Origin of the sequence: Hoeflea sp. 108, assembly GCF_000372965.1 — a bacterium.
In the GTDB taxonomy this organism is placed as follows: domain Bacteria; phylum Pseudomonadota; class Alphaproteobacteria; order Rhizobiales; family Rhizobiaceae; genus Aminobacter.
Genome location: NZ_KB890024.1, coordinates 3,460,827 through 3,480,650 on the forward strand (window position 1 = coordinate 3,460,827; position 19,824 = coordinate 3,480,650).

The 19,824-nt window shown below is 63.4% G+C and carries 17 protein-coding genes; 2 read left to right on the forward strand and 15 right to left on the reverse strand.

Annotation, left to right across the window (positions count from 1 at the left end; genetic code table 11):
- Positions 1-21: 21 nt before the first annotated feature.
- Together zigA and B015_RS0117235 are read right to left on the reverse strand one after the other, a co-directional pair.
- A complete protein-coding gene (gene zigA, locus B015_RS0117230) occupies positions 22-1,233 on the reverse strand; it encodes a zinc metallochaperone GTPase ZigA (RefSeq protein WP_040456871.1) in 1,212 nt (403 codons plus the stop codon).
- 111 nt (positions 1,234-1,344) lie between these two features.
- Positions 1,345-1,821, reverse strand: coding sequence for an Lrp/AsnC family transcriptional regulator (locus B015_RS0117235; RefSeq protein ID WP_040456873.1), 477 nt, complete (start codon positions 1,819-1,821; stop codon positions 1,345-1,347).
- Positions 1,822-1,926: 105 nt separating this feature from the next.
- On the opposite strand from B015_RS0117235, the gene B015_RS0117240 reads away from it, so the two are divergent.
- Together B015_RS0117240 and B015_RS31145 are read left to right on the forward strand one after the other, a co-directional pair.
- Positions 1,927-3,135 carry a diaminopropionate ammonia-lyase gene (locus B015_RS0117240; RefSeq protein WP_018428975.1) on the forward strand — a complete coding sequence of 403 codons (1,209 nt, stop codon included), beginning with the start codon at positions 1,927-1,929 and terminating at the stop codon, positions 3,133-3,135.
- 149 nt (positions 3,136-3,284) lie between these two features.
- On the forward strand, positions 3,285-4,616 hold the full coding sequence (locus tag B015_RS31145; protein ID WP_081623565.1) for a serine hydrolase: 1,332 nt from the start codon (positions 3,285-3,287) through the stop codon (positions 4,614-4,616).
- Positions 4,617-4,688: 72 nt separating this feature from the next.
- On the opposite strand, the gene B015_RS0117250 is transcribed toward B015_RS31145, so the two are convergent.
- From B015_RS0117250 to B015_RS0117310, 13 genes are all read right to left on the reverse strand, one after another.
- A complete protein-coding gene (locus B015_RS0117250; RefSeq protein WP_018428977.1) occupies positions 4,689-7,832 on the reverse strand; it encodes an efflux RND transporter permease subunit in 3,144 nt (1,047 codons plus the stop codon).
- 117 nt (positions 7,833-7,949) lie between these two features.
- Entirely contained in the window at positions 7,950-9,077 is a 1,128-nt protein-coding gene (locus B015_RS0117255; RefSeq protein ID WP_018428978.1) for an efflux RND transporter periplasmic adaptor subunit, read from the reverse strand.
- A gap of 56 nt (positions 9,078-9,133) precedes the next feature.
- Complete coding sequence (locus tag B015_RS0117260) at positions 9,134-9,739, reverse strand: TetR family transcriptional regulator (RefSeq protein ID WP_018428979.1); 606 nt, start codon at positions 9,737-9,739, stop codon at positions 9,134-9,136.
- 489 nt (positions 9,740-10,228) lie between these two features.
- Complete coding sequence (locus tag B015_RS0117265; protein ID WP_026227397.1) at positions 10,229-10,696, reverse strand: RidA family protein; 468 nt, start codon at positions 10,694-10,696, stop codon at positions 10,229-10,231.
- Positions 10,696-11,937 (reverse strand): aminotransferase class I/II-fold pyridoxal phosphate-dependent enzyme, encoded by a 1,242-nt coding sequence (locus B015_RS0117270; protein ID WP_051091911.1) that lies wholly within the window; start codon positions 11,935-11,937, stop codon positions 10,696-10,698. The genes B015_RS0117265 and B015_RS0117270 overlap by 1 nt, the downstream gene beginning before the upstream one ends.
- Before the next feature lie 57 nt (positions 11,938-11,994).
- Positions 11,995-12,798: an amino acid ABC transporter ATP-binding protein gene (locus B015_RS0117275; protein WP_026227398.1), complete on the reverse strand. Its 804-nt coding sequence runs from the start codon at positions 12,796-12,798 to the stop codon at positions 11,995-11,997.
- Positions 12,795-13,718, reverse strand: a complete 924-nt coding sequence (locus B015_RS0117280; protein ID WP_018428983.1) for an amino acid ABC transporter permease — start codon at positions 13,716-13,718, stop codon at positions 12,795-12,797. Before B015_RS0117280 ends, B015_RS0117275 begins: the two co-directional genes overlap by 4 nt.
- A 75-nt stretch (positions 13,719-13,793) precedes the next feature.
- Positions 13,794-14,645, reverse strand: coding sequence for an ABC transporter substrate-binding protein (locus B015_RS0117285; RefSeq protein WP_018428984.1), 852 nt, complete (start codon positions 14,643-14,645; stop codon positions 13,794-13,796).
- 148 nt (positions 14,646-14,793) lie between these two features.
- Positions 14,794-15,750 carry a LysR family transcriptional regulator gene (locus B015_RS0117290; RefSeq protein WP_245262209.1) on the reverse strand — a complete coding sequence of 319 codons (957 nt, stop codon included), beginning with the start codon at positions 15,748-15,750 and terminating at the stop codon, positions 14,794-14,796.
- A gap of 174 nt (positions 15,751-15,924) precedes the next feature.
- Positions 15,925-17,658 carry a cation:proton antiporter gene (locus B015_RS0117295; protein WP_018428986.1) on the reverse strand — a complete coding sequence of 578 codons (1,734 nt, stop codon included), beginning with the start codon at positions 17,656-17,658 and terminating at the stop codon, positions 15,925-15,927.
- A 204-nt stretch (positions 17,659-17,862) separates the two neighbouring features.
- Complete coding sequence (locus B015_RS0117300) at positions 17,863-18,393, reverse strand: GNAT family N-acetyltransferase (RefSeq protein WP_018428987.1); 531 nt, start codon at positions 18,391-18,393, stop codon at positions 17,863-17,865.
- Between the two features lie 6 nt (positions 18,394-18,399).
- Positions 18,400-18,963, reverse strand: a complete 564-nt coding sequence (locus B015_RS0117305; protein ID WP_018428988.1) for an XRE family transcriptional regulator — start codon at positions 18,961-18,963, stop codon at positions 18,400-18,402.
- A gap of 116 nt (positions 18,964-19,079) precedes the next feature.
- Entirely contained in the window at positions 19,080-19,733 is a 654-nt protein-coding gene (locus B015_RS0117310) for a 50S ribosomal protein L11 methyltransferase (RefSeq protein WP_018428989.1), read from the reverse strand.
- Positions 19,734-19,824 lie beyond the last annotated feature (91 nt).

Consider the following 19,824-nt stretch of genomic DNA (forward strand, 5'->3'; position numbering starts at 1 on the left):
TGAGCAGCGTCCTGGCAAGCGTCATGCCGCCGACTTCTCCCAGTCCGGAAACGGATCGGCGAGATTGCGCCAGAGTTCGGGGGCAAAACCTTCCGCGTCGACAAGGCAGCTGTCGAGTTCGGCGCGGATGCGCACCTCGTTCATCGGGTGGCAACCGATGAAGACGATCTCCTGCCGCCGATCGCCCCAGACGGGATCGAGATAAGGCTGCATCGCCGCCTGCCATTCGGCATGGTCGGGCCAGCGCGACCTCGGCACCGCGGCCCACCACAGGCCCCGCCTGGCGGTGCGCACCAGGGCGCCGGCCTGGCTCAGCTCGCCGACATGCTGCGGCCGCGTCGCCAGCCAGAAGAAGCCTTTGGCCCGGATCACGCCTGGCCACTCCCTCGATATGAATGCCTTGAGTTTTACAGGGTCGAACGGTCGACGGGCGCGGTAGACGAAGGAGCTGACGCCATATTCCTGCGTCTCCGGCACATGATCTGCGAAACCGTGCAGTTCCTTGAACCACAGCGGATGCTGCTCGGCGCGGTCGAAGTCGAAGCGGCCGGTGTCGAGCACCTCCGCCAGCGGCACCGCGCCAAAATCGACCTCAACCACATGGGCATCGGGGTTCAGCGCCCGGATGATCCTGCGCGCCGCCTCGATGTCGTCGCGGCTTGCCGCCGACACCTTGTTGAGCACCACCACGTCGGCGAACTCGATCTGCTCCACCAAGAGGTCGACCAAAGTGCGTTCGTCGCCCGCGCCGAGCGACTGGCCCCTGTCGCGCAGGAACTCCGACGAGGCATAGTCCTTAAGCAGGTTCGCCGCGTCGACCACCGTCACCATCGTGTCGAGCCGCGCCACGTCGGACAGGCTTTCGCCATGCTCGTCGCGGAACTCGAAGGTCGAGGCCACAGGCAGCGGCTCGGAAATGCCGCTCGATTCGATCAGCAGGTAGTCGAAGCGCCCCTGTTCGGCCAGCTCCCTGACGCTCTTGAGCAGGTCGTCGCGCAGCGTGCAGCAGATGCAGCCATTGCTGAGCTCGACCAGCTTTTCCTCGGTCCGCGACAGGTTGGCGCCGCCATCGCGCAGCAGTGCTGCATCGATGTTCACCTCGCTCATGTCGTTGACGATGACCGCGACCTTGCGGCCTTCCCTGTTGTTGAGAACGTGGTTGAGAAGCGTCGTCTTCCCCGCCCCCAGGAAGCCCGACAGGACCGTCACGGGCAGGCGTCTTGCTGTTCGCACCGGCACGATGCTCTCCTTGCTGCATTTCGATGCGGTATCAATAATGTTATACCATTACAGTCGTCAAGCCATCTTTGGTGCGAAGAAAGCCCGGCTGAGCAACTCCGCCCGTTAGCCGAGCGGCACGGTCAGGCCGGCCTTGACCCGGTCCATCGCGACCAGCGTGCGGAAGCGCTTGATGTTGGGATTGGCGAAGAACAGCCGCCGGGTCAGCGCCTCATATTCAGCCATCGACGTCACCGTCACGATCAGCACGAAGTCGGCCTCGCCGGTGACATAGTAGCATTGCTGCACTTCGGGTGCTGCGGCAAAGCTCGCCTTGACGGCGTCGAGCAGGTCTATCTTCTCGCTCTCGACTGCGATCTCGACGACGATGGTGATCGGTCGGCCGACCTTGCCGGGGTCGATGACGGCGACATTGGCCGAGATCACGCCTGTTTCCTCCAGGCGCTTGATGCGGCGCTGCACGGCCGGCGCCGACAGGTTGACGGCCTCGCCGATCTCGCGTTGCGGCGTGGCGTTGTCGTGCTGCAGGATGTCGAGGATCTTGAGGTCGAACTCGTCAAGTTCGGGCAAGGCGGATCGGATCAAGAGACACCCTCACGAAACAAAATTGCACAAATCGAGCCGGATTAGAGCGCCTTTCTCACTCCGCTTGCAATATCAATGCATCGAGGCAGGAGATTCAGACGCATGCTCATCCGCAACCAGCACCCTGATTATCGCAAGCCGCTTGCATCTGGGGATGCCGAAACCCTCGGTGTCGAGGCGGGTGAAGCCGTCGCGCGATTCCTCGAGCATCGGCCCAATCACCGCGCCACCCCGCTGCGTGCTTTGCCCGCCCTCGCCCGCGATCTCGACGTCGGCGCGATCCAGCTCAAGGACGAAGGCTACCGCCTCGGCCTCGGCAGCTTCAAGGCGCTCGGCGGCGCCTATGCAGTCATCCGCCTGGTGCTCGAAACGGCCGAGGCCAGGCTCGGCCGGCCGGTCGGCATCGACGAGCTGCTCTCCCCTGACGTCGCCAGGATCGCCACGTCGATGACCTTCGGCTGCGCCACCGATGGCAACCATGGCCGCTCGGTCGCGCAAGGCGCCCAGCTTGTCGGCGCACGTTCGGTGATCTTCGTCCATGGCGGCGTCAGCGACAACAGGGTCGAGGCCATTGCCCGCTACGGCGCCGAGATGGTGCGCGTCGCCGGCACCTATGACGATTCGGTCGCCGAAGCGGCACGGGTCTGCGGAGCCAAGGGCTGGACCGTCGTCTCCGATACGTCATGGCCCGGCTACGAACGCATCCCGGGCCTGGTCATGCAGGGCTACACGGCGATCATGCGCGAGGCGCTGGAAAAGCTGCCGCAGCCGCCGACCCATGTCTTCGTCCAGGCCGGCGTCGGCGGCATCGCCGCTGCCATGGCCGCCTATCTCGACGCCCGCCTCGGCGACGAACGCCCGACCTTCGTCGTGGTCGACCCGGCCCGCGCCGCCTGCATCTTCGAGACGGCGCGCGCCGGCGAACCGGTCAAGCTCAATCATGGCGAGCCGACCGTCATGGCGATGCTCGAATGCTACGAACCGTCGCTGCTCGCCTGGCGCATCCTGGCCCGCAAGGCCGACGCCTTCATGACCGTCGAGGACGAGGATGCGGTCGAGGTGATGAACCGGCTGGCGCGTCCGCTCGGCCACGATCCTGTCGTCGTTGCCGGCGAAAGCGGCGCTGCCGGCATGGCCGGGCTGTTCCGCGCCGCCCGCGACCCCGACATGCGCAAGTCCATCGGCCTCGACGCCCATTCGCGCGTGCTGCTCATCGTCACCGAGGGCGCCACCGATCCCGACCGCTACCGCGAGCTGGTCGGGCTGACACCGGCCGATCTCGCCGCCGGCCAGGAGGCCACGGCGAAGTAAGCCAGCAGAATCCCCCTTGTGGGGAGGGAAGGGATCAGGCGTTTGAACCCCATTCGAAACGCCTGCCCTTCCCGCCATGCTGTTGTAATCTGCGCCGGCTAGCTCTTTTCTCCATCCGCAATAGAGAGCCGTCGCCGATGAACCTTGCCATGACCGCACACGCCTCGCTTTTCCCGTCCGAAGCCGAGATCAGCCAGATCCTGGTCGAGCGCATCGACCGGCAGCAACAGGGCGTCGGCATGGTCATAGGCACGTTCGGTCCAGCCGGCCGGCAGGTCGTCGCCCATGGGCGCTTCGGCGCATTCCACACGCGGCCTGTCGATGGCGACACCGTGTTCGAGATCGGCTCGATCACCAAGGTCTTCACCACGCTGCTGCTCGGCGAGATGGTCGGCCGCGGCGAAGTGGCGCTTGACGATCCCCTGGCAAGATACCTGCCCGCATCGGTGACGGTACCGACGCGCGCCGGCCGCCAGATCACGCTGACCGACCTGGCCACCCACACCTCCGGCCTGCCGCGCCTGCCCGACAATTTCGCCCCTGATGACGACGAGAATCCCTATGCCGACTACACGGTCGAGCAGATGTACGATTTCCTCTCGGCCTACCAATTGCCGCGCGACATCGGCGACCACTATGAATATTCCAACCTCGGCATGGGCCTGCTCGGCCACGCGCTCGCCCGCGCCGCCGGCATGGAGTTCGCCCCCCTGCTGCACCAGCGCGTTCTGGCGCCGCTGCGCATGACCTCGACGGCAATCGACGCCACGCCCGAGATGCAGGCGCGGCTGGCGCTGGGCCACGACGCCGACCTGATGCCTGTCGCCAACTGGGACCTGCCGACGCTGGCCGGCGCCGGCGCACTGAAATCGACGGTCGACGACCTGTTCAAGCTGATCGAGATGGTGCTGGAAGGCCGCCCATCGCAGCTTGCCAGGGCGTTCGAGACCACACTGTCGATCCGCCGCCCGACCGACGATTCCGGCCCAGAGACCGCACTTGGCTGGCTCGTCTCCGGCGACGGCGACAACCAGGCGATTCTGCATGACGGCGGCACCGGCGGCTACCGCTCCTTCCTCGCCATCATGCCGGCGAAGCGCATCGGCGTCGTCGGCCTGTCCAACACGGCGACCGAAATCGGCGTCAACGACATCTGTGCCCACATCCTCGATCGCGACAACCCGCTTTTGCCGGCGCCGCGCAAGCGCGTCGTCGCCAGGATCGATCCGAACCTCCATGACCGCTATGTCGGCATCTACAGGCTCGCCCCGAGCTTCGAGATCGCAATCACCCGCGATGCCGAAGGCCTCTTCGCCCAGGCGACCGGCCAGGGCCGCCACGAGATTTTTCCGGAGAACGACAGGCAGTTCTTTCTCAAGATCGTCGACGCCCAGATCAGCTTCGACATCGGGCCCGACGGCCGCGCCACCGCCCTGACCCTCCACCAGAACGGCCGCAACACGCTGGGGCCGCGAGTGTAGGAGCTTCAGTTCCGCGCCCGAACGAAAAAGCCGCCCCGAAGGGCGGCTTTTCTTTTGGGGCCAACGGCAGGCTTATTCGGCCGCCAGTGCCGGAACATGGGGGATGTCGTCGACATTGCCATGATCTTCCGCTTCCGGCTCGACCTGCTTCTTCTTGGGCTCGCGCCCGAAGAACAGGGCATAACCCGCCGGCAGCACCAGGATGGTCAGCACGGTCGCCACCAGGATGCCGCCCATCATCGCATAGGCGAGCGGACCCCAGAACACGCCGCGCGAGATCGGAATCAGCGCCAGCACCGCCGTCATCGCCGTCAGCGTGATCGGGCGGAAGCGGCGCACCGCGGCCCCGATGATCGCTTCATAGCGCTCCATGCCCGCGGCGATGTCCTGGTCGATCTGGTCGACGAGGATGATCGAGTTGCGGATGATGATGCCGAGCAGCGCGATCACGCCGAGGATGGCGACGAAGCCGAAGGGCGCGCCCGATATCAGCAGTGCCGCGGCAGCACCGATGATGCCGAGCGGACCGGTCGCCAGCACCAGCATCGCCTTGCCGAAATGCTGCAACTGCACCATCAGCAGCAGCACGATGACCAAAAGCATGATCGGCGCCTTGGCGGCAATCGACATCTGGCTCTCGGCCGCATCCTCGGCGCCGCCCTGGATCTCGACCTTGTAGCCGGGCGCGAGGCCGTCGCGCAGCGGCTTCAGGTCGCTGTACAGCTTCATGGCAACGTCGTTGGGCTGGACGCCGTCGGGCAGCGTCGCGCGCACCGTGATCGTCGGCAGGCGGTCGCGGCGCCATTCGATGCCCTGCTCCATCACGGGCACGACCTTGGCCACCTGCGACAACGGCACGAAACTGCCGAAGTCGGTCGGAATGTAGACCGAGTTGACCGCCGACAGCAGCTGCCTGTTGGCCTCCGGCTCGCGGGCGACGATCGACACCGTCTCCTCGCCGTCGCGGAAATTGTCCAGCGGCGCGCCCGACATGGTTGCCTGCAGCATCTGGCGGATGCGCTGCGAGGAAACGCCGAGCGCCCTCGCCCTGTCCTGGTCGACCACCAGCTTCATCGCCGGCACCTGCTCCAGCCAGTCGTCATGAATGGCGCTGAGTTCGGGGTTCTCGGCGAACTTGGCCTTCACCTGGTCGGCGATGCGGCGCACCTCCGTGCGGTCGGGACCCATGACACGCATCTGCACCGGCCAGCCCGTGGGCGGCCCGAGGAACAGGCGGTCGACCTTGCCGCGGATCGAGGGGAAGTCTTCGGCCAGGATGGTGCGCAGCTTGACGATCAGCCGCTCGCGCGCCGGCTCGTCATTGGCCATGACAAGCAGCTGGGCGTAGTTCGGGTTGCGCAGCTGCTGGTCGAGCGGCAGGAAGAAGCGCGGCGCGCCCTCGCCGATGAAGGTGGCGATGAACTTCTTGTCCGGGTCGTCCATCATCCGGGCTTCCAGCGCCTCGGCCTGCTTCTCCACTTCCTTGATGCTGGTGCCCTCGGGCAGCCAGAGATCGACGAGAATTTCCGGCCGCGACGACTGCGGGAAGAAGTTCTGCGGGATGAACTGGAAGGCAAACAGCGAGCCGAAGAAGGCCATCAGCGTCATGGCAAGCACGATGATGCGATGCTTCACTGCCCAGGTCACGGTCGAGCGCAGGCGGCGATAGAAGCTGGTGTCGAACACGTCGTGATGGCTGCCGGCATGCTTGCGCTGCTTGAGGATCATGTAGCCGAGCCATGGCGTGAAATAGACAGCCACGAACCACGACGTCACCAGCGCGATGCCGACGACGAAGAACAGCGAGCGCACATATTCGCCGGCAGTGGATTCGGCGAAGCCGACGGGAATGAAGCCGGCCGTGGTGATCAGCGTGCCGGTCAGCATCGGGAACGCCGTCGACGAATAGGCGAAGCTCGCCGCCTCGATCTTGACCAGTCCCTCCTCGAGCTTCCGCTCCATCAGCTCGACCACGATCATGGCGTCGTCGACGAGCAGGCCGAGCGCGATGATGAGCGCGCCGAGCGAGATGCGCTGCAGATCGATGCCGAGTTCGTACATGATGGCGAAGGTCGCAGCCAGCACCAGCGGAATGGTGATGGCGATGACCAGGCCCGAGCGCCAGCCGATCGACAGGAACGACACCACGAGCACGATCAGCAGCGCCTCGATCAGCGCCTTCATGAACTCGCCGATGGCCTCCGTCACCACCTCGGGCTGGTTGGAGATCTGGTCGACCGAAACCCCGTAAGGCAACGATTCCTCGAAGCGCTTGTAGGTCTCCTCGACTGCCTTGCCGACATCGGTGACCTTGAAACCCTTGGCCATCACCACGCCGAGCTGGACGCTGTCCTGGCCATTGAAGCGGAACTTGCGCTGATAGGGGTCTTCGAGGCCGCTGCTGACGGTGGCGATGTCGCCGAGACGGGTGACCTGGGTGCCGGCGCGCAGGCGCAGCTCCCTGATATCCTCGACCTTGCTGACGTCGCCTTCGACGGAGATGCGCACCGAATGCGTGCCGGTGTCGACGGTACCGGCCGGATCGACATTGTTCTGCCCGGCAATGGCGTTGCGCAGGTCGTTGAGGGTCAGCCCGCGCCCGGCGAGCACGTTCGAGGCCACGTCGATATAGATGCGCTGTGGCTGGTCGCCCAGGATGACGGCCTTTTCGACGCCTGGCGTCGTCAGCAGCATGTCGCGCGCCTTGACCGCGAACGCCTTCAGCTCGGGATAGCTGTAGCCGTTGCCCGATATCGAATGCAGCGTGATGAAGGTGTCGCCGAACTCGTCGTTGAAGAACGGTCCGATCAGGCCCTGCGGCAGCTCGGAGGCGATGTCGCCGACCTTCTTGCGCACCTGGTAGAACGCCTCCTTCACATCGGCCTGGTTGGTGTTGCCCTTCACCTGGACCGTGATGATGGCGCTGCCGGCGCGCGTATAGGACTTCACCCAGTCGAGATGCGGCGTCTCCTGCAGCTTGCGCTCGATCTTGTTGACGACCTGATCCTGCATTTCCTCGATCGAGGCGCCCGGCCAGATCGCCTGTACCACCATGACGCGGAAGGTGAAATCGGGATCCTCGCTCTGGCCCATGCGCATCAGCCCGAGCGCGCCGGTGATGATGATGAGCGCAAACAGGAAGCGCGCGATGCTGGGATGGCCTATCGCCCAGCGCGACAGGTTGAAGGGCTGCTTGTCCTGGCTGGAGCTGTCCATAACAGTGGTTCCGGATGGCGCAGGCCGGCCGTCTTCCGCGGCGGCGCTGCGCAGAGTCAATGTCCTGGCCGCCACACGGCCGGTTCGGCCGCCTGGCAGGTCGATGGAAAGGGTCGGCTAGTTCGTGGCGTTGTCGGCGGCGCGCTGCTCAGGCAGCTTGACCTTCAGGTTCTCGGTCATGAACTGGGTGCCGGCCGCGACCACCAGGTCGCCGGGCTGCAGCCCCTCGGCCACCTGCACCCCGTCGGCGACGAAGTCGGCGACCTTGATGCCGCGCGCATGCACGGTGTCGGTGCCGTCCTTCACCACCCAGACGATGTTCTTGCCGTCCTGCTTGGCGAGCGCGCTGAGCGGGATCGACACCAGCTTCTGCCCGCTTTCGACACTGGCCGCGACCCGCGCCGTCATGCCGAGCAGCACGCGCTTGTCGTCGGGCAAGGTGATGCGCACCGAAAACGTCCGCGACTGCTGGTCGGCGCTGCCGGCCACCTCGCGCACCGTGCCGTCGAGCAGGATCTGCTCATACGACCAGAAGGTCACCTTTACCGGCTGGCCCGGAGCGAACTGGGTGATCTCCAGTTCCGGCACCGCGATCTGCACTTCCTTTTCGCCGTCCACGGCAACCGACGCCACCGGCGTCCCGGCGCCCACCACCTGGCCGGTGTCGGCGCTGATGGCGGTGACGATGCCGCTCTGGTCCGAACGCAGCTCGGCATAACCGACCTGGTTCCTGGCCTGGCTGAGCGCGGATGCCGCGGCATCGCGCTGTGACGATGCCTGCCTGTAGGCCAGGGCCGCCTGCTCGCGCTGGGCCTCGGAGGCAAACTTCTTGGCGAAAAGCTGTTCCGAGCGCTGGTCGGCCAGCCTGGCGGTCTCGACCTGCTTTTCGGCCGCCGCGAGATTGGCCTCGGCCGTCGTCACCGCCAGCTGGAAATCGGTCGGATCGATACGCGCCAGAAGGTCGCCGGGCTTCACCTTGTCGCCGATATTGACGACGCGCTCGGTGATCTTGCCGGCGACGCGGAAGCCGAGATTCATCTCCGTCCGCGCCCTCACCGCGCCCGAATAGTCGAGTTCGCGCGTCGTGCTGGTCTTGGCGATTTCCACCACCTTGACCGGCCTGACCGCCTCCACGGTCTCGGTCTTGGCCTCGGAGCAGGCCGCGATGGCCCCACCGATCATGACGACGGAAACGACGCGCGCAAAAGGACGCACCTTCGCAGCGAAGGTCTGGAACGAAGACATCGTTCGCACTCCTGGTTGTCTGACTGATCCTGGATGGCGGCCCGGAGGCCGCCCGATTACTTCAGCGCCTTCAGCGCGTATTCCGTAAGTTCCTCGAAGGTCGCGCGGTTCGGCTTGTTGACGCATTGCGACACCATCTGCGGGTGGCAAAGGGTGGCAGTCGCGGCACCGAAACAGCGCGCGGCAATCTGGGGATCCTGCTTGGCGAACTCACCCGATGCGATGCCCTCGGCGATGACTTCCGCCATCAGGTCATGCAGCCGGTCGATATGCTTTTCGATGACATGCCAGTCGCGCTCCAGCGCGACGATGACCATCTCGTGGACCTTCTCCTGGTCGAGCATGGTCTCGACGGTCAGCCGATGCTGGGCATGGATGAAGCGGCGCAGCCGCTCGGTGGCGCTGCCCTCGGCACGCAGGATCTGGCAGGCCATCTGGTAGACCGCCGCCAGCATGCGGCCGCAGATCGCCTGGTGGATTTCCACCTTGGAGGCGAAGAAGCGGTAGATGTTGGCCGGCGACATGCCGAGATCGCGGGCAATGTCGGCGACATTGGTCTTGGCGTAGCCATAGTGCCGGAACAGCCGGTCGGCGGAATCGAGAATGCGCCCGACCGTTTCCTGTCGGGCCAGATCCACCGTGCTTTCGGCTGCTTCGCTCATTTCGGGTCGCTCTTTTTACGACTGACGATTTTCATATTTCGTCAGTCGTAATCCGTAATTGACCGACCGTCAATCCGCTGCAGTGCAAAAAACACCTGTATGCTGACACATGGCGACGGCCACGCGGGCGTGGAGCAGCCAGGCGTCGCAATGCCCTCGGGCACGAAAACCATTGTGTGGCACGGACTTGGTCGCCCGCGCTGAATCAATCCGGGAGGTCCCGCCTGCGCCGCCGGGCGCACTGCCTACAGGCCACGAATGTGACCATGCCCAACGCCAACTGTGAAATGCATGCTTGTTGCAGTGATGGTGCTGATGGGCCCCGACCGCGGATTTGCACAGCTCACCCAGACCTGATCCTTACGGTTGACCTTGGGCGGAACAGCTCTGTGCGAAAGCCGCCGTTCGGCTGCCGCCCCCTTTGAAGCCGTCCGAGTTAATTCCGTCGCGAACCGAATCCTGCCGTGCAATTAGGCTCCACCGCCAATATCAAGGCTCGACCTCGAATATGGCTTCGATTTCGACCGCCGCGCCCTTTGGCAGCGACATTACGCCAACGGTGGACCGCGTATGCCTGCCGGCATCGCCGAAGACTTCGACCATTAGATCAGATGCGCCATTCATGACTTTCGCCTGATCCTCGAAATCCGGGGTGCTGGCGATGAAGCCACCAAGCCGCACGACCTGGCGCACACGATCGAGGCCGCCCAACGCGCTGCGGCACTGTGCAAGAATGTTGATGGCGCAAGCTCTTGCCGCAACGGTGGCATCTGCCACCGTTACGCTTCCGCCGACACTGCCGCTGGCAACGAGGGCGTCTCTGTCAAGGCAAAGCTGCCCTGACACGAAAAGCAAATTCGACGATCGCATCGTCGCCACGTAATTCGCCACTGCGGTCGGAGGTTCCGGCAACTCAATGCCCAGGGCTGCGAGACGCGTCTCTGCTGTGCTTGCCATCAGCAAGCGCTTTCATCAAAGGAACGTCCGGTAAGTGGAACGAGTACCGAGAGCAGCCGTCGCATGCCCGCCTCCAAGATCGATCTCGAAGTGCCGAGGTTGATGCGGATGTGGTTCTCTCCACCAGGCCCCATCGGCTCGCCATAGGTCACGACGAGCTTCGCCTGCCTTTCAATCAGCGGCTCATAGACAGCCTTCGGCGTGTTGAGCCCAGAGAGATCCAGCCAGGCGAAGTATGCTGCTTCGGCTACCGGAACCCTGACCTCGGGCAGGAATGACTGGATCAAATCCGTGACATATGCGTGATTGCCGGCAACATGGCGCATCAGCGCGTGGCTCCAATCGTCACAATCCCGGAACGCCACCTCGGCAGCAGCGTATCCAAGTACGCTGCCACCATACTGTAGATTGGCGCGCAGCAAGCCGCGCCGGAAGGCATCCCGCAGGACCGGGCTCGGGGTGACAACGATGGAATGCTTCAGTCCGGTAAGATTGAAGGGCTTGCTTGGTGAGAGCAAGCAATAGGAATTCATCGCAGCCCATTCTGAAACCGCCGCAAAGGGTGTGAATTCCGTTTCCTCATACAGCATCCCGCTGTAGACCTCGTCGGAAACCACGATGACTCCGCGTTCGGAGCATATGCGTGCCAGTTCCTTCAGCTCGTCGCGAGTCCAGACCCGGCCAACCGGATTGTGCGGGCTGCAAAGCAACAACAACTTCGTTCGGTCAGTAATGCAGGCCTCAAGCCCGGCAAAATCCATCTCGTATGTGCCGCCGCGATTGATCAGTTGATTGGCGACGGGCACGCGGTCGTTGGCCTTCACGATCTCCGCAAAAACGTGGTGGACGGGTGGCTGGTAGATGATCTCGTCGCCGGCCTGGGTCAGTTCCATGATGATCGAGTGCATCGATGGATAAATCGCGACACATGAATCGATCCACGTCTTCTCCACCTGCCATCCGAAACGTCTGCTCAGATAGCCCGTGACCGCGTCGTAGTAGCCGGGTCGTCTCAGAGGATAACCAAAATGGCCGGCATCGACCGCACGATGCAGCGCTTCAACGACGGCCGGTGGCGACCGGAAATCCAGATCAGCGGTTCCAAACGAGAGAAGGTCCGGGTCGCCCAGCCGGTCGATTTCCATCTCCCATTTGAGGGTGCTGAGAGCTGTCCGATCTATTGCCTGGCTAAAGTCATGGAGCGACTGATGGGATACAGAACGAGCGGTGTTTGTGGACATGGGATCTCCTTCCCCGCGGATTCACGAGGTCGATATCTGATTGTTTGTGGGATCGGGCTACTTGACGCGCGCCAGGAACTCGCGGAGGCGTTGTGATTGCGGATTTGCAATCATTTCCTTTGGAACGCCACGCTCGACAACGACGCCACCGTCCATGAAAACGAGTTGGTCGGCGACTTCTGACGCGAACCCGATTTCGTGTGTAACCACCACCATGGTCATGCCGTCCCGCGCCAAATCCTTCATGACGGCAAGAACCTCGCCAACGAGTTCGGGATCGAGCGCCGAAGTAGGCTCGTCGAAGAGAATGACCTTGGGCCGCATGGCAAGCGCCCGAGCTATCGCCACGCGTTGTTGCTGCCCGCCAGAGAGCTGTCGCGGATAAGCGTGGCACTTCTCGGCAAGACCAACCTTGCCAAGCAGATGGAGCGCCCGCTCCGTGGCAGATTTGACCGATTCACCCCGGACATGGACTGGTGCCTCGATGACGTTCTGCAGGACGGTCAGATGGCCGAAAAGGTTGAACTGCTGGAACACCATACCGACCTCGGCACGACGGCGGCAGATTGCGCTGTCTGGCAGTTCATGGAGCCGGTCTTGCCTAAGCTCATACCCTATGAAGTCCCCGTCCACGAGGAGCAGGCCGCCATCGATCTTCTCCAGATGGTTGATGCATCGCAAGAACGTGCTCTTGCCCGAACCCGAAGGCCCGATGATGCAGGCGACGCTGCCTGTCGGGACGCTCAGGCTGACGTCTTTAAGCACTTCGAGGGAACCGAAGGATTTTCGGACGCCTTCGGCATAGACCATGACATTCTGGTCGATACCAAAGCGGCCGTGATGTGTTCTTGAAACAGTCATTGTGTGACCCTCCTGCGAACGGAGAAGGCATTGCTGAATGTTGCTTTCAGCGTGCCCTTGCCTTGCCGTGTGGCATTGTCCCGAGAGAAATGGCGTTCCAGGTAAAACTGGCCGATCGACATGATCGCCACGACAACGAGGTACCAAAAGGTTACAACCAGCAACAGCGGTATGGTCTCGAACGTACGGGCGTAGATGGATTGCGCCGAATAAAGCAGGTCACCCACTGCAACAACGCTGACCAGCGAAGTGGTCTTGAGCAGGTTAATCGTCTCGTTGCCGGATGGAGGGATGATTACGCGCATGGCTTGGGGGATGATGATGCGGCGCATCAACAGGCTCGGCTTCATCCCGAGGCACAGAGCCGCTTCCCGCTGGCCTTGGTTGACTGACTGCAGGCCATTGCGGATGATTTCCGCCATGTAGCCGGATTCGTGGAGCGAAAGGCCGACGACGGCCGCGACCAGAGGCGTCATGACGTCGTTGGTCGAAATTGAAAAAATGGTGCCAAGACCAGGCAGCCAAAGCTCGAAGCGCGGAACGATCAGCGCCAGATTGTACCAGAGTATAAGCTGGACCAGCGCCGGCGTTCCCCGGAAAAACCAGACGAACACTTTTGCCGGCGTTGAAAGCAGCCGGCTCGGCGACAAGATCATAAGTGCCGCAATCGTGCCCAGGATAACGGCGATCACCATTACCAGAGCGGTCACGATGAGGGTCACTAGGAGACCATTCATGATCAGCGGATTGAAGAGATAGCTTCCGGCGATGGGCCATTGCAGCTTGGGGTTCGTTGCCGCACTACGAACTGCCAGCGCGAGAAGCGACAGCACAAGCATGATGGCCGCGAGGCGGAACGGGTGGGGCAGCGGAACCACTTTAAGCTTGGCAATTGCCGCGGAGTTTTGATCGTTTTTCATGGGTGTCGCACAGCTCTCCCCGCCCGGCAGTCGAGGCCACCGGGCGTTCAGTCGATCTCGGACGAGATATGGCGGTTACTGGTTCAGTTGAGAGACGTCGGTGTAAATGACCGGCGCGTCCAGGGACGACTTGCCCATGTTGTAGCTGTCGAGCAGCTTTTTATAGGTGCCGTTCGCCATCAATTCCTTGAGGACGGCATCCACCATGGCCGCCGTAGCCTTGTCTCCCTTCGGGACCGCGATCCCGAGCGGTGACGGATAGTAGCTGTCGCCGGTAACGACGAGCTGCCCCTTGCTCGTTTTCTCAAAATAGCCTGTGGCCGTCGAGTCATCCAACCAGGCCTCGGCGCGACCTGACAGCACCGCAGCGATGCTGTCCTTTGGCTCCGGATAGATCTGTTTGTTGATCTCCGGCAGGTTGGCGGCCTTGCAGTCGGCCGAGATCCTGTCGGCAGCGATATCGCCGGAAGTGCCGGTCTGAACCGCGACGGCGTGCCCGCAAAGGTCAAGCTTCTTTGTGAACTTGTCCTTGTCCTCCGGCTTCACCGTTGCCACGGAGCCGGTTTCCATGAAGGAGATGAAGTCCACCTGTTTCAAACGCTCAGGCAGCACCGTGAAGGTGGTCCAGGCCATCGTTGCGCGCCCCGATGCGAGAGCCGGAATCTGCGAGGCGAAGGGAATTGTGACGACTTCCAGCTTCACCCCCATCAGGTCGGCTGCGGCCTGAGCCATCTCAATGTCCAGGCCAGCCGGCTTTCCGGAGGCGTCAGTGAACTCGAAGGGGGCGTAGGCGAGGGAACTGGCGATTGTAAGCTTGCCGCTGGTCTTGACGGCATCCGTTACGGGAATGTCCGCAGCAAAGCTGCTGAGGGTCGAAAATGCCGAGAGCGCAAGAACCACGCCACTCGTTGTAAGGCCACGCTTCATTGGTTCCTCCCTGTTTGAACCGTGGCCTACGGATAGCAGTCACCTGCATGATTGGTGAAATTGATAATGCGACATAAGACTATGCATGTCATGCATAGTGCCATCGTGAAACAGCCCATGAGGGACCAACGCTTGGCGCACGTCCATGTTAAGGTTGAGGACCGCCGGAGATGTTAAGGCGTCTATACGCCGCTTCTTTCAATGCCCGCTGCACCTCTGTCGTGGCGATGATCAGGCTTCGCAGCCAGGCATGTCCCGCATCGGCCTCCAAACTACGTTCGTAAACCATGGAGACCCGAACGTCCGGAAGAGGGAACGGGGCCGGAACGATCTTGGTCTCGGTTTCTTCGGAGACCGCGAAAATGAAGTTGTCGCCAAAAACCGTTATGAGAGGCGTGTCCTTGATGATCCAGGGCGCTACGAGATAGTGCGGAATGGTGGCGACAACCTTCCGTTTGAGGCCAAGGCCTCTCAGAACGATATCTGCAACGCCATCCGCCTTGCCGTCTGCAGAGATCTGAAGATGAGGCGAAGACAAGTAGCGCTCTTGGGTGAAGTCATCCAGCAGGCCATTTCCTTTCCAGCCGGCACAGACCATCTTGTGCGTCGATAGTTGCACGACCGTAATCTGGTCACTCTTGAGTGAAAAGTTGCCGAGCACCGCGCACTCGATTTGCTTGGATTTCAGCAAGTCGAGGACTTCAGCCTCTCTCGTGTGCAAGACGTTGAGCGTTGCATTTGGCGCCTGAGCCGAGAAGTTCTGGATGAGGCTCGGAAGGATCGTAACGGCCGAGGAATCCGAGAGGCCGATCCTGAAGTTTCTGAATGTGCTCGCAGGCTCGAAATTCAAATGCCTTTCAACGACCTGACGAATGTCAGCCAGCGAGCGAGTAAGAACCGCAGCCAGTTCTTTCGCCCGAGGCGTCGGCTCCATCACCCCTGAATCGCGAGAAAACAATTCGTCTTTGAAGATATGCCGCAACCTGGAAAGTGAATGGCTTGTGGCCGACTGCGTCCTGCCAAGGAGTTCCGCCGCCTTTGTGACGCTGCGCTCCTGCATCAATGCGTCGAACGTACGAAGCAGGTTCAGATCGATTTGATTCAAGGAGAACGCGTGCGGGCTTGGAGGCATCTGACAACATCACGAATTTCAGCTTTGGCGATTTATACATTCATACGAAAAATGTGCGCGACTATCACGATGTCCCTTGAGGACGAGCTCCATGATTAGGAAGCAAGGGTTACCGCAGATTCTAACCGCTAGGCACGATGGGCGCGCCTACTCCGCCCCGGCGCGCTGGTATTCGACGCTGCGTTCGGTCGCGATGCGATCCTTGAGCACCTCGTTGGAATAGCCGAACTCCAGAAGCGCCCTGCCGGCCAGCTGCAGGCCGGCCTCTACCGCATCGGGAATGACGAATTCGGCGCCCGCCTCGTAGAGCTGGCGGGCATGGGCGGCGTCCTGGGCGCGGGCCAGCACGGGCGCATCGCTGCGCATCTGCCTGACCGCATGCACCATGGCGGCGGCATCGGCGGCATTGTCGACGGTGACGATGAACAGGCTGGCGCCCTCGGCCCCGGCATGGGCGAGGATTTCGGGACGCGCGGCATCGCCCAGATAGATCTTGCGGCCCGCCTTGCGCTCGCGCGCCACGATCTCGGGATTGCGCTCCAGCGCCACGATGTCGGTTTCCTCGGCATCGAGGATGCGCGCAATCGTGCGACCGACGCGGCCGAAGCCGGCAATGACGACGTGCCCCCGGAGATCGGGATAGGTTTCGGGCGCAATGTCCGACGGCCGCCTGGCGTCGATACGGGCCGCGATGCGCCGGCCGATCAGCGCCACCAGCGGCGTGACCAGCATCGACAGTCCGGCAATGCCCGTCACCAGCGTCGCCGTCGGCGCGTCGAGCACATTGGCCGCCGCCGCAGTCGTCACCACCACGAAGGCGAATTCGCTCGCCGGCGCGAGCAAGAAGCCGGTCTCGACCGCCCGCGCCCGCTCCAGCCCGAAGGCGCGGCAGGCGAAGCTGGCGATGGCCGCCTTGACCACAAGCAGCGCCACCAGCCCTGCCAGCACCGTCGGCAGTTCGCTCCATACGGTGGCAAGGTCGAGGCCGATGCCGACGGTCATGAAGAACAGGCCGAGCAGCAGGCCCTTGAACGGTTCGAGGTCGACCTCGGCCTGGTGCTTGAACTCGGTCTCGCCGAGCAGAAGACCCGCCATGAACGCGCCCAGCGCCAGCGACAGTCCGGCAGCGGCGGTGAACACGGCGCCGCCGACGATGACCAGCAGCGTCAGCCCCATAAGGAAATCGCGTCCGCCGGCGCGTGCGGCAAGCCGGAAGGCGTCCTTGAGCACGAAACGTCCAAACAAAAGGATGATCGCCACAGCGATGCCGCCCTGGATCAGCGCCTCGAGCAGCGCCGGCAACAGGCTGGCATCCGGCCCCTGCCCGAGAAAGCCGATGAGGATCAGGATCGGCGCCACCAGCATGTCCTGGAACAGCAGCACGGCGAGTGCTGCCCGCCCCACCGGCCCGGCGACGCGCTTTTCCTCGGTCAGCGTCTGCATGACGATCGCCGTCGACGACAGCGCCAGCGCCAGGCCGATCGCCAGCGCGACGCGGCCTTCGGCGCCGAACAGGGCGGCAACGGCGGCGATGGCAGCGACGCTCGCCAGCGCCTGCAGCCCGCCCGCGCCGACAACCATGCGCCTGAGCGACCAGAGCTTCTCGAACGACAGTTCGAGCCCGAGCAGGAACAAAAGAAACAGCACCCCGAGCTCGGCAAAAGGTTCGGCCGCTTCCGGATCGGCAAAGGTGAAATGGCTGAGCAGCGGCCAGCGTTCCGCCAAGGCCCCCATGCCGAAGGGCCCGAGCGCCAGGCCGGCCAGCAGGAAGCCGAGCACGCTCGGGATGCGCGCCACCCGCATCAGCGGCACCAGCACGCCGGCGGCGAACAGGAACACCAGCGCATCGTTGAGCCAGATGTTGTGAAGGTTCTCGCCCATGGCGGCTCCTGGCAGGTGGCCCGTTCGTCGATGCCGACTCGAAGATCGGCACGTCAGCCATTTATGCCCGCCGCATCGGCCGATGCGAAGAAAGAATATGGCGGCCAGTGCCTTAGCCGCGCATCCGGAATCAGTTTCTGCGACAGGGCGTCGGGCAGTTGCCGGTCCGGAGCCCCCGGCCGCTACCTGTGTCGCATCGGCGCTCTAGAGCAGCTTGTACATGACAGTCGTTGCGTCGAGACGGTCGCTGCCGAAGGGATCGCGCGCATAGGCGGGGATCACGCCGGCGGTGACATAGCCCAGCGACGTGTACAGCGGCTCGGCGCTGTCGCCGGTCCGCGTGTCCAATGTCATCAGGCGGCGGCCCAGCCTGCGGGCATGCGCCTCGATCTCCACCATCAGCCTGTTGGCAATGCCCTGACGGCGGAAGTCGGGATGCACCATCAGCTTGTTGATGTCGACCCGATGCATCTGGTTGGGCATCGTGTCGTAGCCGAGCTGCACCGTGCCGGCGATGCGGCCATCTTGCCTTGCCACCAGCATGATGCGCGTTTCTTCACCGACACCCGGCAGCACCTTGTCGGTCCAGAAGCTCTCGGCGTCGGCCAATGAATAAGGCAGCACGAAGCCGATGCTCGCGCCTGCATGCACGCAGGCATGCAGGAGTTGGCCCAGTTCGGCCAGATTGGCCTCGATGTCGCTGGCCCCGAACACGGAAATCTCGAATTCGCTCATGACGTCTCACACGATGAATAGCATGTATGTCGCGCCCTGCCCCGCGGGCGTGGCAAAGGCGCTCGGTCCGAACAGCTGGTAGCGCAGGCAGTCGCCCGGCTTCAGCTCATGCGCGCGACCATCGACGGTGACCGAGAGCTGCCCATCCAGAAGCAGCAGATGATGCTCGAGCCCCTGATGCGGCGGCGCCTCGTAGGAAATATCAGTGCCGGCATCCATCTCGCATTCCAGCACCTCGCCGGCCAGCATCTGTGCCGGCGGCGACACCTGCCGGCGACGAAACCCGATCTCGGGATCGCTCCACACCGGTTGCACCTGCCTGGACATCACCGGCTGAAACGTCCCCTCGACCATGTGCATCAGCCGGGACATTGTCAGCCCATAGGCAGCGCAAAGTCTGCCGAGCACGCTTGCCGTCGGGCTGACCTCGGCATTTTCCAGCCGCGACAGCGTCGCCCGGCTGACCCCGCTGCGCTTCGCCAACTCGTCCAGCGACCAGTCGCGCTCGGCCCTGAGCGTCCGCAGCCGCTGCGCGATCCTGATATCCATGCCATCGTCGATCTCATCCATATGAGAGAAATATTCTCAAATATGAGAATGAGTCAAGCCGGTCCACGAACAGCCCCATGTGACGGCGGCGCGTGGCGAGGCGACAGTGCAGGAATTCGGCGCGCTGCGGTCGGCCGTCAGGCGACGAAGGCATAGACCCTGGCTGGCGCCGCAGCGCTGCCGACATCGGCGACCGCATATTCGGCCACCGGATCGAGCCGCGCCAAGGGCAGGAACTCGCGGCCGGGATCGCCGACCAGTACCTCGATGCCGGCAGTCCGGCACCGGTCGAGGAACACAGCCACCCGCTCGGCGATTTCCCGCGCGTAAAACAGGTCGCCGACCAGCACGAGGTCGACCTCGGGCGGCGCGCCACCGACCAGGTCGTCGCCGCACGGCATGACCGTCACGCCGTTCAGCCCGGCGTTGAGACCAATGGCGGCGATCCCGTTCGGATCGATCTCGGCCGACATCACGCTGGCCGCCCCGGCCTTGGCCGCGGCAATGCCGACCAGCCCCGAGCCGGCGCCAAGGTCGAGCACGCGTCGCCCTCGCACCGCCTCCGGCAGGGCAAGCACATGATGCGCCAGCGCCAGACCGCCGGCCCAGCGATAGGCCCAGTAAGGCGGTGGACCATCGTCGTCGCCTGCCAGCCGGCGCAGGCCGCTGCCCGGATGAGCGGTGTAGAGCGATATGCCGGCAATCGACGGCACCGGCAACACCACGAGGTTTTCCCGGATGAACGCCTCCGCATCCGCAAACGCGTCGCGACTGGTCTTGTGAAAATTCAAATCCGGATCCCGAACAGCCTGCCCGAGGTCACGCTAGCGCGAGCGCGGAGCCGGAATCAAGAACGGGCGGAAGCCATGTGGCATGGCAAGA